At 44.9% G+C, this 14,851-nt stretch carries 10 protein-coding genes and 7 pseudogenes; 6 read left to right on the top strand and 11 right to left on the bottom strand.

From position 1 onward, the window contains the following. Positions 1-257, bottom strand: a pseudogene (locus tag DSM107010_RS26420) (DDE-type integrase/transposase/recombinase); the annotation flags it as partial. A 65-nt stretch (positions 258-322) separates the two neighbouring features. Here DSM107010_RS26420 and DSM107010_RS26415 point away from each other — a divergent pair. Next, positions 323-1,035, top strand: a pseudogene (locus DSM107010_RS26415) (IS6 family transposase). A gap of 56 nt (positions 1,036-1,091) precedes the next feature. Here DSM107010_RS26415 and DSM107010_RS26410 read toward each other — a convergent pair. Both DSM107010_RS26410 and DSM107010_RS26405 read right to left on the bottom strand, forming a co-directional pair. Beyond that, positions 1,092-1,328 (bottom strand): annotated as a pseudogene (locus DSM107010_RS26410) (IS6 family transposase); the annotation flags it as partial. Between the two features lie 119 nt (positions 1,329-1,447). Continuing rightward, positions 1,448-2,191 (bottom strand): IS1 family transposase, encoded by a 744-nt coding sequence (locus DSM107010_RS26405; protein ID WP_127024297.1) that lies wholly within the window; start codon positions 2,189-2,191, stop codon positions 1,448-1,450. A gap of 530 nt (positions 2,192-2,721) precedes the next feature. Between DSM107010_RS26405 and DSM107010_RS26395 the strand changes: the two genes are divergently transcribed. Both DSM107010_RS26395 and DSM107010_RS38745 read left to right on the top strand, forming a co-directional pair. Continuing rightward, entirely contained in the window at positions 2,722-3,867 is a 1,146-nt protein-coding gene (locus DSM107010_RS26395; protein WP_106169235.1) for a ScyD/ScyE family protein, read from the top strand. A 23-nt stretch (positions 3,868-3,890) separates the two neighbouring features. Next, on the top strand, positions 3,891-4,067 hold the full coding sequence (locus DSM107010_RS38745) for a hypothetical protein (protein ID WP_158631866.1): 177 nt from the start codon (positions 3,891-3,893) through the stop codon (positions 4,065-4,067). 204 nt (positions 4,068-4,271) lie between these two features. Here DSM107010_RS38745 and DSM107010_RS26390 read toward each other — a convergent pair whose 3' ends face one another. Beyond that, positions 4,272-5,006 (bottom strand): tetratricopeptide repeat protein, encoded by a 735-nt coding sequence (locus tag DSM107010_RS26390; protein ID WP_106169236.1) that lies wholly within the window; start codon positions 5,004-5,006, stop codon positions 4,272-4,274. A 281-nt stretch (positions 5,007-5,287) separates the two neighbouring features. Between DSM107010_RS26390 and DSM107010_RS43140 the strand changes: the two are divergent. Then, positions 5,288-5,374, top strand: a pseudogene (locus DSM107010_RS43140) (IS6 family transposase); the annotation flags it as partial. Positions 5,375-5,544: 170 nt separating this feature from the next. Here DSM107010_RS43140 and DSM107010_RS26380 read toward each other — a convergent pair. Continuing rightward, a complete protein-coding gene (locus DSM107010_RS26380; protein WP_199755765.1) occupies positions 5,545-6,837 on the bottom strand; it encodes a sensor histidine kinase in 1,293 nt (430 codons plus the stop codon). Between the two features lie 344 nt (positions 6,838-7,181). Here DSM107010_RS26380 and DSM107010_RS26375 point away from each other — a divergent pair, with 344 nt between their 5' ends. Both DSM107010_RS26375 and DSM107010_RS26370 read left to right on the top strand, forming a co-directional pair. After that, on the top strand, positions 7,182-8,129 hold the full coding sequence (locus tag DSM107010_RS26375) for a HetZ-related protein 2 (RefSeq protein ID WP_127024294.1): 948 nt from the start codon (positions 7,182-7,184) through the stop codon (positions 8,127-8,129). A gap of 633 nt (positions 8,130-8,762) precedes the next feature. Beyond that, positions 8,763-10,436: a flavin-containing monooxygenase gene (locus DSM107010_RS26370; protein WP_106171473.1), complete on the top strand. Its 1,674-nt coding sequence runs from the start codon at positions 8,763-8,765 to the stop codon at positions 10,434-10,436. 420 nt (positions 10,437-10,856) lie between these two features. Here the strand turns inward: DSM107010_RS26370 and DSM107010_RS26365 are convergent. The 6 genes and pseudogenes from DSM107010_RS26365 to tnpA form a co-directional block, all read right to left on the bottom strand. Next, positions 10,857-11,063, bottom strand: a pseudogene (locus DSM107010_RS26365) (hypothetical protein); the annotation flags it as partial. 133 nt (positions 11,064-11,196) lie between these two features. Further along, positions 11,197-12,465: a transposase gene (locus tag DSM107010_RS26360; RefSeq protein WP_106169168.1), complete on the bottom strand. Its 1,269-nt coding sequence runs from the start codon at positions 12,463-12,465 to the stop codon at positions 11,197-11,199. Between the two features lie 111 nt (positions 12,466-12,576). Then, entirely contained in the window at positions 12,577-13,227 is a 651-nt protein-coding gene (locus tag DSM107010_RS40085; protein WP_199755763.1) for a transposase, read from the bottom strand. Between the two features lie 43 nt (positions 13,228-13,270). Beyond that, positions 13,271-13,960 (bottom strand): IS4 family transposase, encoded by a 690-nt coding sequence (locus DSM107010_RS40080; RefSeq protein WP_199755762.1) that lies wholly within the window; start codon positions 13,958-13,960, stop codon positions 13,271-13,273. A gap of 206 nt (positions 13,961-14,166) precedes the next feature. After that, a pseudogene (locus DSM107010_RS26350) lies at positions 14,167-14,421 on the bottom strand (IS6 family transposase); the annotation flags it as partial. Positions 14,422-14,493: 72 nt separating this feature from the next. Further along, positions 14,494-14,805, bottom strand: a pseudogene (gene tnpA, locus DSM107010_RS26345) (IS200/IS605 family transposase); the annotation flags it as partial. Between the last annotated feature and the right edge of the window lie 46 nt (positions 14,806-14,851).

Here is a 14,851-nt window from a genome sequence, read left to right as displayed (position 1 = left end):
CGTAACTCCACAGATTGAGTTAATATTTTCGCTGCTTTTAGCTCCTCAATCGCTGGAGGATAAGCAGCATTCTGATCGACATTAATTACACGAGGAGCGGCATGATGAGTTGACTTTAAGGCTTTGCGAAAAAACCGTTTGGCTGCCCGTGCATCCCGTTTGGCGCTCAACATAAAGTCAATCGTGTTGCCTGCAGAATCAACAGCTCTGTACAAATATTTCCACTTGCCTTTGACCTTGATGTAAGTTTCATCCACTGGTTGTGTCGCAAAAACCGTTAATGGTAGGGTAGACAAGCTCAGTTCTGCCTTCGCTCCCTCCAATGTCTACAGCTTCCTTGTTCAAGTGGCGGCACTTTTTGCCTGAAATTATCCTGCTCAATGTCCGCTGGTACTGCCGCTATGCCTGATCTTACCGAGACTTGGAAGAAATGATGGCAGAAAGAGGGGTAACCGTGGATCACTCTACAATTAATCGCGCTTGTTTTGAAATTTGCCCCAGAATTGGACAAGCGCATCCGTCCGTTTTTGAATCCCACTAACGATTCCTGGCGGGTGGACGAGACGTACATCCAGATTAAAGGAAAGTGGAAATATCTTTACCGAGCCGTGGATTCTGCTGGCAACACGTTGGACTTTATGCTCTCGTGCGAAGCGGGATGGCAAGGCAGCGGCACGATTTTTTCGCCAAGTGCTGGGAGCGAAACACACTCAAACTCCACGAGTCATTACCGTCGATCAGAATGCTGCTTATCCTCCAGCGATTGAGGAGCTAAAAGCAGCGAAAATATTAACTCAATCTGTGGAGTTACGGCAAAACAAATATTTAAACAACGTGGTTGAACAAGACCACAGATTTATCAAAAAGTTAGTCAACCCTGGCTCGGGTTTTCAATCTTTCTACACGGCAATCAGAACAATTATTGGTTACGAAACGATGAATCAAATTAGAAAAGGGCAAATTATCGGAGTAGAAAAAGGCGACATTTTAGCTCAAGTAGAATTCGTGTCTCAAATTTTTGGAGTTGCTGCATAAAGTCCAACTACTTTACCGGAAAACTCTGTTCTCAAAATCATTTTGCAACACAACCCATCCACTCGCCATGAATCATTTGTTGGCTTGAGATGTGAACGACACCGTTTTTCTAGTTCTGGAGCGTAGTGCTGCACCCATCGATATACCGTTGAATGGTCAACACTTAACCCTCTCTCGGTCATCATTTCTTCCAAGTTCCGGTATGAAAGCGGATATCTCAAATACCACCGCACACATAGAAGGATGATTTCGGGTTGATAGTGCCGCCACTTAAACGGGGTTTTAGAATTCATCAGGTGCAGATAGAAGGATTTTCTCTCAAAGAATTATTTCAGCTTACCACTTTTTGCAACACTACCCATTTCATTGCTGATTTTAATTACGGGTAGTGATATGGAAGTAGTGGTGAAGCTCAAATCCTGTCTAACTCTGCATTGTAGCCATGAATGAAGTACCAAATCGCTCCAATGTGATTGTTAAGTTTTTTGGAAAATGATAGACTTGCTCTTACCAATCGAGAAACCCGCTGTCTCAAGGTATTATTTAACCTTTCAATCCGATTAGTGAGACCTGTTTCTTTACCAACAGCTCGGTGGCGTTTTACGGGAATAACTGTTGTATAAGCTTGCCAGAAATCCGTATAAGCGACAGCAGATTGCTGGGAAATGTCTGGTAAAGAAGCCCAAAGCTGACGGGCTGATTTTCGAGTTCTATTTCCCACAAAACAACCGACAATTTTTCGGGAGTTACGATCAATTGCTAGCCAGATATAGACCTCATTTTTCTGACTATCAACAAAAGACCACAACTCGTCACATTCAATGGTCAGTCTGCCTAGTGATTTGACTGAAACCTCTATCTGACGAGGAATACGAGCCAGCCTTTGATTGACATAATCTTGCAACCACGACCAACTTACCTGAGTAACTCTAGCAATTCCTCGCAACGATATTCTCTCCAGTAAGAGTCTATCAATCAACTGTTTCGTTTCTGTTGAAACAGTTGTTTTAGTAGGCTTGACAACAAATTGACGACCACAGTTTTTACATTGATGTTTTGGTTTACCATTATGAATTGAACCGTTTTTAATCAGATGTCCAGAACCACAGGTAGGACAGACTCGTTCTGGAAGTTCTTCACACTTTTCCTGAGACAATTCTATCGGCTCTCGTACTACGTTGGATAACCAGATCACGAATGAGGAAAGTAAGAACGCCAAAACTGTTATCATCAAAGTACTAATTTATAGGTGATTATTTGAGAATTAATTGTATTAGCTAATATTGTACATAATCGTGATGGGGCAAAGGTTCTACCTCACCACTACTTCCATATCACTACCCAGCTCAAGCATTGCTTTTAACCCTTGGCTGATAATGCTTTGATCGTCAACAAGCAATAAGCGGATCGTACTCATGGCAAAATTTTGCTGTATCATTAATTCCTTGATGATACAGGTGTCAGAAGCTTTGGCAATTGTAAGCTATATATTTACTCACTATCGACTAATTATTCGTCCATCAATTGATAGATATTTATTCGATTAACTTTCATTAAATCAAAAAATCTTGTTTATAAATCGACTCTCAATTTGGTAATGTTCTAGAAGTGTTGTTCAGAGATACCGCCCTCTCGACATCAACCAGAACCTATGGTTCGATAAAAGTAATTAGGATTAATTTAATCATGCTCAAACAACTCTCCGTAGCTCTGGTGGGAGCAGCATTGATGAGTGTTGGAATCGCACCAGCAGTACAAGCAGAAAAATTTCAAATTGAGGTTTTGGCTAATGGTCTTGACAGTCCCAGAGGACTGACTTTTGGTCCAGATGGTGCTCTCTATGTGACAGAAGCGGGTCGAGGTGGTGATGGTGCTTGCATTCCCTCCCCCAGTCAGCCAGGTGCTGAGTTATGTTACGGTGCGTCCAGTGCTTTGACACGCATTAAAGACGGTAAAAGCGAGCGAATTGTTACAGGTTTACCGTCTGTAGCATTACCGGATGGCAGTGACGCTTCTGGGGCACATGACATAGCATTTGATGCCACTGGAAAACCATATATTCTGTTTGGTTTAGCTGGTAATCCAGGCGATCGCGAGAACTTATTAGGTATTCCTGACTTCGGACAGTTGTTTGCTTTTGATACGTTAAACACAAACGCTGCGCGCAGACCGATTGCCGATTTAGCAGCTTATGAAGGTGCAAATAATCCGGATAGCGGAGACGTTATCAGCAACCCCTATGCTTTCTTAATCAAGGACAACACCGCTTATGTTGTGGACGCAGGTGCAAACGATCTTTTGCGTGTGGGACTGGATCGAAGCGAGCTAGCAGTGCAGACTGTGTTTAGTACACGCTTAGTGCCGAATCCGTCTGGCGGTGCCGATCTTCCCATGCAAGCAGTACCCACCTCTATCGCCATTGGTCCCGATCGTGCCTTGTATGTGGGTCAGCTCACAGGAGCGCCTTTTCCAAAAGAGGGGGCACGTATTTATCGAATTGATTCTAACGATCGGCCACAAATTTACGCTGATGGCTTCACAAATATTATTGATTTGGCTTTCGATTCCACAGGCAATTTGTACGTCCTAGAATACGCTGCTAATTCATTAGCATCTGGCGACACAACTGGTGCTTTGATTCGCATTGCACCTGATGGAACTCGCACAACGATTGCCACTTCAGAACTCATTTCTCCTACTGCCCTAGCACTTGATTCTGATGGTAGAATTTACATTTCAAATAACGGCTTTAACGCTGGGAAAGGACAAATACTTAGGCTTGTGCCTCAAGATAATTCAGTTTCCGAACCGAATTCGACATCAAGTCGGTAATGTCTTAGAAGAGTTGTTATCGTTTGGGGAATCTGCTAAATGGAATCAACGCGATCGAGTATGGTGCGACTAGCATTATCGCTGTCAAAAATCCGAGTGCGATCGCGGCACATTTATCCGAGATTAAGGAGACTGCACCTAAAAGCAGCGGCTTTTCTTCAGTCTGCTTATTGGGTTCAATACAGAAAGTAGGCAAGTAAAAAGCTGCGGGGCGCTCAAATTCCTATCCCCGCCGCAAGCGGACGGGGCATTACGGAATTTGCCCTTTGGGATGCACTCCCGCTGTGTTCATGAACGTGACAAGCCACGGGGAATGTACCCTTGATCAGATTCAAGCAAAAGAATTAGATCGTGTATTTGCTCTTTTCCAGTTAGTGACTATCATGCAAACAAGCGATCGCCAATTATTGTTGCCAAAGGTATACTTTATGAAAACAGGCGATTGCTTGCAAGTAGTACCCTAACCTCTCTAAGGCTATGCCTTTGTGATACCAAACTAGCTCAGAGTTTGGATTAATCTCAGTAGCTCGATTGAAGCTAACAATTGCCTTTTCGTAACGTCCTCTAGCACTTAATGTTATGCCTCGGTGATACCAAGCAATGAAAAAATCAGGTTTAAACTCAATTGCGCGGTCAAAGCTGTTGAGTGTCTCTTCGTAGTGCCTCAATTGCAAAAGCGCTTTTCCTTGGTTGTACCATGCCCAGTAGCTATCTGGTTGTAATTTTAGCGTCCGCTTAAAGCAAGCAACTGCTTTTTGATAGCATCCCCAGTCAATAAATGTAATGCCTTGGTTGTGCCAAAAAATTGAGATGTCTGGATTGAACTCTATTGCGCGGTCAAAGCTGTTAACGGCTGCTTCGTATTCACCTAACTTACCTAAGGCAATACCTCGGTTATGCCAAATCCAAGCAGCATTAGGTTTAATTGCTAATGCTCGCTCAAAATTAGCGATCGCCTCATCGTGCTGACCCAACTTTCCCAGTATAATGCCTCGTTGCGACCAAGCATCAGCATAATCTGGTTGGTATAAAAGCGCTTTGTCGAACAGGGCGATCGCTGCTTCATGTTTTCCAGCTTGTTCCTGACATAACCCTTGCTGGAAAAAAAACTTGGCTTTTAGGTGAAAATTTGCTTTCATTAGTTATTCATCAATTTAAAGGTGGGTTGTCCTCTGTTGCAGAATCTCCAGTTCTCAACCAGGAACTCTTGCTCGTGTCGAATAAATGTCACAGACTGAAGGTGACAAATGTCACCGCCACCTTAGTCACTGTATATTTAGTACGGTCAACCGTCACAGTTTATGCGAAAAAAACATAGTCCCAACGAAAGGAGATTGTGTCGCAAAAAGTTAGGTGAGATCGTACTGTAAAGAAGTCTTGTCATTGATGCTCAGCTTTCCATTTCCACTCAATCCCTGTTCAACATAAGAGATTAAACAACCGAGCTAAACTTTACCATCAATGGAATTGGTTGCCAGAGAAGAAAATGCGACGGTTTAAATCAGCTCCCTCAATTTCTCAGATTAAGTATATACAATGCATTAAGAAAGATCTATCAGTTCCTGAATTTTTCGCCTAACATTTTCCAATCAATCGCTAAAAATGTCATTAGTGTTGTAGAGCCATTGCAATTGAGATTTACCAAGCCAGCGTTCTCCCCTTAGATGCCTTTATACTTCACTCTTTAGATCGATCCAAAGGAAGCTCAACTACAATCTGACAGCCTGCTCCTGGTTCTGTATTTAAATGTAGAACGCCCTCTACAGCCATCACCCGCTCTCGCATTCCTCGGATGCCAAATCCGGTCATTGTTTTTGGCTCTGGCTTGAATCCTCGACCGTTATCCTCGATCGCTAAACGCACGTTGTCTGAGGTCGTACTGATGTCAATTTTTACAGCTGTCGCCTGGGCATATTTACTAATATTCGTGAGTGCTTGTTGTACAACTCGGTAAAGCGTTTTCACCTGCTTCGGAGGTACACAAATCTGCACGTCGATCTCGATCTCGGTTGAGACACCAGTGCCTTGACGAAAATCGTCCACTAACGATTCGATCGCCTCTTCTAAGGGCGGTTCTTCCCGCACATCTGCCCGCAACGTACTGACCGAGCGCCGGACTTCTCGAATCGCTGCATTAGTTAATCGTAGCGCCTGCTCTAGAAAGGGTCGGACTTTGCCAGGAGCGCGTTGCCAAAGCTTTATCGCCGTTTGCAATTGAATATTTTGAGCGGTGAGCGTATGCCCTAAAGAATCGTGAATCTCACGGGCAATGTGGTTGCGCTCTTGCACTGCTGCTAATTCTTCAATCTGCAAGGCATATTGCCGCATCTGTTCGTGGGCAATGGCAAGTTGTTCCTTCGCTTGGCGCTCGGACAGCAACGTAGTGACTAATCTGACGACAAAGAATAATCCCAAGCCAAACATCAACGTTTCGGCGATCAGGTGCATCCAGAACAGATGGCGATCGGCTGGTTGTACCAGCAAGGTGATGTTTTGCACGTAGCGCACTTGGTGAACTAGAAACAGTAAAAAACTTAGCCCTGCCACCACCCAACGTCCCGATGGTTGAAACAGAAAGCAACTTTGAATTAACACGATCAGGTATAGGGTAGGCAGGACGTGCAAATACCCTAGAGTCGCACCATAAAAAACTAAGGCAATTTCGATCCCCACATAAGTTACTTTATAAAAAAGCTTGCCGCGAGGTAATAAGGCAGCCATGATGCTCAGGATGACAAGGACAAGGACGTGTTGAACGGGAAATTGCTGCTGTTCGAGCGATTCCATGACGGCAAACGAAAAACACGTCGCGATCATCGTCCATTCAGCATAGAGCAAAAAACGAAAAGGATTCGCTTCACATTTAAGGGACTGTAGGAAGGCATTCATGGTAGCTGTTGCAGCAATGCTTTCTTTTACTATTACTGCAAACTGTATTGCTGTACCATACTCCTTCCGTCGTGTATTCACAAATCCGTCATCAGCGATCGATATAGAGAAATCTAGTTCTCTATCAACGAAAGTTAGACCGAAACTAGTTGACTTTTGTGACTAAACGAAGACCTTTTTCAGAGGCACATCCCCAATTAATCTTTCTAGGATGAATGGGATTTGAGCATGAGAACGAATCGTTCCTGACAGTGACACAAATCAAAGAATTTTCTGACAACCAGAGGAGGATTGTATGAGACGAGTGCGTGCGAAATCCAACAGTTGCTAAATGGCTGAATTCACCGCACAGCAAAGAATATAACTTTTGACAATTTTAGCAACGCCCAACAACAGCTCGACCGCGCAACTAAGGAGGTAGTTTGATGGTATTACTGCAAACAACAGAGGCACAGGAGTTAGAACAAGCATGGCGATCGCGCTTAGCTAGCGACTGCCTGTCACAAAGCACAGCCACGAGAGAAAGTATACTTCGGTGGTTGCTCGGTGAGGACTTGGCAAGATATGACAATCTCACGAGCGAACAATTAGAAATTGCCAAACAAGCAATTTCCTATCGCTATTCAATTTTGCAACATTTTTACCTCAATGTTTCGCCCCAACGGGGTTATCGCCATTTGATCCAACGGCTAGCTAGCGTGCCGATTCTGCGTCGGAAAATTCGCGCTTTAGTTACTCAAAGTTGCGATCGCCAACGCACCGTTATCGATTTCTTGCAAGAAATACTACACGAATTATTACAACGCGATCGCTACATGCAACAACAAGTAGCATGGATAGCTAAATGTACTAGCGTTCCCAGACTGCGTAATCTGCTGCTGTTTGCCAGTTTAGAAGAGTACTGTTTGCGTCCAATTCGGAATCAACCTTTGATCTCTTACCGCATTATCAACTATCTACACCGCAGCAAACGAGGTGGTTTGACGCAGCTCCCCAAGAGAGATTTTGTCAAGTTGGTGTCTGGGGAAGACCTAGACCGAGATAGTGACAGTACGTTCAGTTGGCTGGATGGCGAAGCCATTGCCACGTATCGAGAAACGCAAGCTTGGGAAACGCAACAGGTATTGCGTCATGCTGTTCGAGCGGAACTTTCTCGTTATTTAGAAGCAAAGGTGGATACAGCAGCAGTGCAGTGGCTCCAGCTTTACCTTCAAGGCTGGACGCAACAGGCGATCGCCACTCATTTGAATTTAGATGTTTGCTCTGTTTACCGACTGCGGGAAAAAGTTGTTTACCATGCGCTGCGAAATTTCGTGCGACAAAATCAGCCTCTTGTACGTAGTTGGCTAGAGGATGCTGGAGAAACCTCATAAATATCTTAACAACATAGTTGAAGAAGAACAGAGATTTATTAATTAGTTTGTCGATTGAGATAAATTATCTCGATCGCTTTTTCTCTTCAACGTTGAATTTGAGACTTTACTTCTACTTCACCTCTATCGTAAGACGTAGATTACACTACTGTACATTCACAAATTAGATGTCGCTATTTCACTTATTGATGTCGTTGTTATTTTAAACTACAACTCTTACTCGATAAAGGTTTTACTTATCCTGCTATGTAATTAGCTCGGTTGCTGAGCAGCACTAATTTGTTAACAGTAGATTGGAATCATTAAGGTAGGTAAATTTTTAGCAACAACATTAATGCGTTAAGAACGACATTATTTTGTGAATAACAACATCTAATTTTTGAAGGTACAATTATAGATAAATTTTATAGGCTACATTCAACAAGAAGAACAATTAGTATTACGAAATATATGGATTAAATTAGAAAAGGGCAAACTTTAGGAATAGAAAAAGGAGACATTCAAGCTTCTGTATAATTCGGATCTCAAATTTTTGGACTTGCTAACTAATCAGCTCTAATTGATTCAGATTTATTGTTCTTCAAAAGTTTTTGCAACAGAACCGTATGAATTACGCCCCGAGGAGGCTGGGATATGGCTGAGGTAAAACTGACCCCTATGGAAACCAACCAGAAGCCGGGCGGTGATTTCGATGTAGCGATCGTCGGTGCCGGGTTCGCCGGACTCTACATGCTGCACCGCCTGCGCGGAGTTGGTCTCTCTGCCCGCGTGTTCGAGGCGGGTAGCGGTGTCGGCGGTACGTGGTTTTGGAATCGCTATCCGGGGGCGCGGTGCGATGTTGAGAGTATGGAGTATTCCTACCAGTTCTCCGATGAGCTGCAACAAGAGTGGGTGTGGACGGAGCGCTACGCCTCGCAACCAGAAATTCTGCGATATCTCAATCACGTTGCGGATCGCTTCGATCTGCGGCGTAATATCCAACTCAACACGCGCGTGCTAGCCGCCACCTTCAATGAGACGGCAGGGCGCTGGATCGTCGAGACGAGCGCGGGCGACCGAGTGTCGGCACAATTTTGCGTGATGGCGACGGGATGCCTCTCGTCCACGAATACACCAAACTTCAAAGGGCGCGATCGCTTCGCCGGGTCGTCGTATCACACTGGTAACTGGCCGCACGAGGGAGTTGATTTCACCGGCGAGCGGGTCGGCATCATCGGCACGGGCTCGTCAGCCATTCAGTCCATTCCCCTGATCGCGCAGCAGGCATCCCACCTCTTCGTGTTCCAGCGCACCCCCGCCTATACCATTCCCGCGCACAACAACCCGCTAGACCCAGAGGTGCAGCGAGAAGTCAAAGCCAACTACGCCAATTTCAGAGCACGCAACAAGCTGCTGCCCTCCGGTCTCAACATTCGTCACAACGAGGTCTCAGCGTTGGCAATGTCGCCCCAAGAGCGGCAGCGCGAATACGAGGAGCGATGGGCGCATGGCGGGTTACCGTTCCTCGGCGCATTTGCCGACTTGTTGCTCAGCAAGGAAGCTAACGATACGGCAGCAGAGTTTATTCGTGAGAAAATCCGCGAGACCGTGCGCGATCCGGTCATTGCCGAGAAGCTGTCGCCTCGCACTGTCGTCGGCTGCAAGCGCTTGTGTGTCGATACGGAATACTACCAAACGTTCAATCGGTCAAACGTCACCTTGGTCGATGTGAGCAGCTCGCCGATCGAGGAGATTACGAAGCACGGACTCACGGTGAAGGGCAAAGAATACGAGCTTGATGCCATTGTGTTCGCCACTGGGTATGACGCGATGACGGGCTCATTACTAAAAATCGATATTCGCGGCAAGGGCGGGCGATCGCTCAAGGAGACGTGGGCTGAGGGACCGCGCACGTATCTCGGACTTGCGACGGCTGGCTTCCCAAACCTGTTCTTTATAACTGGTCCCGGCAGTCCTTCCGTGCTGACGAACATGATTCCGTCCATCGAGCAGCACGTTGAATGGATCGCCGACTGCGTTCTCTACGTTCGCGCTCGCGGCTTTGCGTGTATCGAGCCAACGCTAGCGGCGCAAGATGCTTGGGTGAGCCACGTTAATGAAGTGGCAGGTGCCACGCTCTTTCCTACGTGCAACTCGTGGTATTTGGGGGCGAACATCCCTGGTAAGTCGCGCGTGTTCATGCCCTACCTCGGCTTCCCCCCATACGTGGAGAAATGCGACGACGTTGCGGCAAAAAACTACGAAGGATTCGTATTGATTCGGGGCAATGACGACGAAAGACAGGCTACACTTCCCGTGACTAACTAACGGGGTGCTACAAGTAACGGAACAAAGAACTGGAATAAGGACTTGACTTAAAGGATAACTGCTCTTTTTTCCATGTATATACGCAAAGAAAGTCAAAGTTTTGAACAATTAATTAGAATCAGTAGATCGAAAATTTTCTAACAAAGGCGTAGAGTCAGGCAAGCATTAATCAAAGTTGAGCCATGACCCTATCATCCCCATCCTCATTATCTGCTGCCCCTGTGCTGACGGATGAAGCTACCTTGAGTGCAGCGTTGGATTGCCTGCTGGAGCATCTGACAATTCCGACTCAAGGAGATTGCAAACCACAAACGATATTTCAGGTCTTGATTCGAGCGGCAAGCAAGCAGGACAGCATTGAACACACAACCCAATTTGTTGTCAAATTCTGCTGTTTACCAAAAAGGGAATGCTCTCATTTTAAGTCCGATCCTCACTTTCTTCACCAACTGCACGATAGTAGGCAGCGTTAACGGAGCTTAACGAAGTTATCGCCGCCTCTTGTTCGCCGCGCAAAGTATAGCGTCGAAAAGCTTTCTCGCTCTGATGTCCGGTCAGCTTTCTAGCATGAGTCGGATCGACTCCCATTAACAATAACTCGGTGCTGTAGGTGTGACGAAAGGAATGGGAAGCGTAATAAATTATTGTGTTTTGTAGTACGCCGTTGAAAACCTCAAGCTTAATGAGAATGAGCAACGAAAAAAATAGGAAATTAAGTCGTGCAATTCTCAATAAATTAATCATTTGTGAACGGCGTGTTTCAATGTAGTGCAAGGCATAATAATTTATTACGCTCCCTTTGAGGACAGGTCACTTTCTGTTGTTGCCAGTCCACGTCAAAGCGGGTGAGGTCAAACGCCTCATCTGTTCTTGCTTGCCAACTGACATCGGGGCGAGTCGGACCGACCATCGTGATGCCTTGTTTTTGAGCAGCCACTAACAACTGAGCATCGACATAGGCAGAATCGACAAAATGCTCCTCTGGTTGCAGGTTTTTGTCTACCAGTGCTTGATGAATGTCTTGGGTACAGTGTGCTTCATGTACCGCTGCCGTTGTCGTCATGACGTGGGTAATCAAATGGCATTGGTCATCATCACAAGTTTCACTCAAATGCACCATGTAGCCAGTCCAGCAAACCCCGTAGCGACTGCGATAACGCGCTTCAATGTCATAGGGCGATTCGATTCCCTCTGCGGCTCGTGCCAGTTCTCGTTTCGGCTTGCAGCGCACTTGCTGAAATCCAGTTGCCTCATTGGTAATAATTTCATAGTGACGTTGCCAAACTAACTGTAGTGCAATAACGCTGGGTAATTCTCTCCAGTTGATTGACAGATTCGATTCCTTAAGGCATTCAAGCAGGTAATCAATGTCTTCTCCAACTGTTTGAGCATACACATCTCGTTCGGTTGTACTTTCAGGTAGTCGGCTATCTTCAATGCGGCTCCCATAGCGCTTGTACCACGTCTCTAGTGCCACGTCTCGAACCCAATCTGGAACGATGGTAGCCAGCTCATTGAGTGCAGCTCGTAAGGTTTCTGCCACTAATTCCAGGCGGTTTAGCACTCGAATTGATGCTAGTACACGGGTGGAGTCCGTGCGCTGTTTACCCCGTGCTTTGATCAATCCCAGGCGACGACAATTCTCTAACAATCGCTCTAACAGTAAGTGTTCGGCATCACCCGCAATCAGACGTTGGCGAAACTCGCTCAGCACGCTGAAGTCAAAGCCGGAATCAGTCAATTCTAGCCCCAACAAGTACTTCCAATCAATCCGTGCACGCACAGCATCGGCGGCTTGTCGGTCGGAGAGATTCTCGCGAAATTGCATCAGCGTGACCAGTGCGAGTTGCCAAGGTGGAACAGCAGGTTGTCCAGTATGGGAAAACAAACCGACAAAATCGCAGTTGCTAAAGATAGGACCTAATCGATCTCGTAACGTCAGGTAAGGATTTCCTTTTGAGAAAGCAGCTTTGGCAACGCGGGCTGTCTGGTTCGGAACAGGTGGGATTGATGAGGACGTGAGAGACATGTCAATGGTTCCTGAAATCTTGCTGAGTTTCAAGTTAGTTTAATATGACCTCATTCTCCGATCTCTCATGCAATGGTGAATGGCACTAAGAAAAGCAGAAAGCCTTATCACTTAAGCAGTTTGCAGTTGCTTTCGTAATTCATGCCGAGATTTTGTCATGAAGGGATAAGCTTTGGAGCGACGTTTTTTGACTCGTGGTTCACTACGACCTGGGCGTTCTGGAACAGCCTTGTGAACAATAATTTTAAGTAAAGTGCGATAAATGCGGAGTCGTGTTTTGAAAGAAGCAGCTAATAATTTGGGAATGAAGTTGATTAAATGATGGCGAGTACCTTGCAGTGATAGGCGTAAAGGAGGAGTAGTGTAAATAGTTCCAGCCGACCACATTAAGCTACGAAGTAGATTGTAAGCCATCAAATAAGCGTAAATTTCTTTGCGTATCATTGAGGGTGTTTTACATCGCAGAACATCCATACCCAAGCTAGTTTTGAGATGTCTTAAATTTAGCTCAACATCCCAACGTTTACCGTAAAGCCCAACAATTTCGAGAGTAGAATAAGTGGCTCGATCTAAAAGAGTAGTAATTAAGCTGACCCGCCCTGTACGAAAACCAGGAATCACAATATAATAGTAAATCTCTCGCACGGTTATGGAAGGAGGTAGAGCTAAAAATTCATCTTTACTCAAACCTTTTGGGCAAGTTTTAGGCTTATACCAAGTCATTAATTTGTCGCAAGCTCCAACAATTTTACCTTTTCGCATAGTTGTTGCACGAGATTGATGTTGACGAAATACAGCATCACAACTAAGCTTTTTGATAGTAAACATATCGGCATAAGCGCTCGTATGCTCTATCACCTACAAGGACATCATTAGGTTTAAGACAACCGTACAGATTTCTGGCTAATTTAATATCATGAGTGTTCATGACATCGATGCACAAGGCGATGGCGGCACCAGTTACTAAACTAAATATTACACCAATTTTGGCAAGAGGAAATCCACATCCAGGTTTTTGGTTAGTTGGTTGAGGGTACGCTTTTTGGTTCTCTACAGTGTCAGGCATAGAGACAGTTGACCCATCTATCACTCTTACATTTCGACCACACCATAAATATTCTGTTGTCACTTTCTCTTCTAGACTTTGTGCCACCTTGCCAAAAAGTTGTTTTAATAATTTTTCTGGTAATCTTGTCCTAGCTTGGCAATAAGCACTTGTGTCAGTTGATGGAACTTCTACACTTTCATTGGCGAGATAAGCAGTGACTCGGCTGACTGCATTATGGCAACTTTTATCAACATCTAAAACTTGAGATAAAAATGCCCATAAAGTTACTATTGGGTCAAATAGTCGGCAGCGATATTTAATTTGTAGCTCATCAATGATTTTCTGGATTTCCGACTCTGGTAACAGTTCTTGGAATGGTAGTCCCAAGCTTTTTGTGAATTTATCCTTGAGAATTTTCACTCGATTTGGCACAGTAGTAATAGTCATATTCGCTTCCAATCGTCCATTTCTTTTTTATCGGAGTTGGAAGCTTTTTCTACATTCAGAATAATTTTTTAGCAGTTACCTGCATCATCGTTGTGCCAACAACCAAGCTGCTTGTCCAATGCTGCTCTTAATTTCTTAACTCCAATGAGCCAGTCATTCTGCCCAAACCCCTATCTTGCAAAGGATTTCACCTTATCTTAGTGCCATTCGACCTTGATGTAAGTTTCATCCACTCGCCATGAATCATTTGTTGGCTTGAGATGTGAACGACACCGTTTTTCTAGTTCTGGAGCGTAGTGCTGCACCCATCGATATACCGTTGAATGGTCAACACTTAACCCTCTCTCGGTCATCATTTCTTCCAAGTTCCGGTATGAAAGCGGATATCTCAAATACCACCGCACACATAGAAGGATGATTTCGGGTTGATAGTGCCGCCACTTAAACGGGGTTTTTAGAATTCATCAGGTGCAGATAGAAGGATTTTCTCTCAAAGAATTATTTCAGCTTACCACTTTTTGCAACACTACCAACTCACCACCCCATAGCTGTTGTTTCACATGAGGGCAGCGTTTGAACACTTCTCGTGCAGTCAGACTTTTCAACATTGTGACAAGTTTGGTCACACTGTAAGTTGGTACTGATTGCACTAAGAAATGCACATGGTCTTTGTCCACGCCAATTTCGACAAATTTGATTTCGTAACGCTTCTCAATTTCTAAGCACACTTCTCTCAAAACTGCATCCACTTGTTCGTCGAACACAGCCCGTCGATACTTAGCGGGAAATACTAAATGGTAAAGCAAAACTGTTACGTTATGACTTTTATGGATATATTCGCTCATTCTTTGATTTTACGCCGCAAAGCGGCGGGGAATTTGACCCGCAGAG

Origin of the sequence: Chroococcidiopsis cubana SAG 39.79 (assembly GCF_003991895.1) — a bacterium.
Lineage (GTDB): Bacteria > Cyanobacteriota > Cyanobacteriia > Cyanobacteriales > Chroococcidiopsidaceae > Chroococcidiopsis > Chroococcidiopsis thermalis.
Note: the sequence above shows the minus strand (reverse complement) of the source record. Positions and strands in the feature narration are given on the sequence as shown.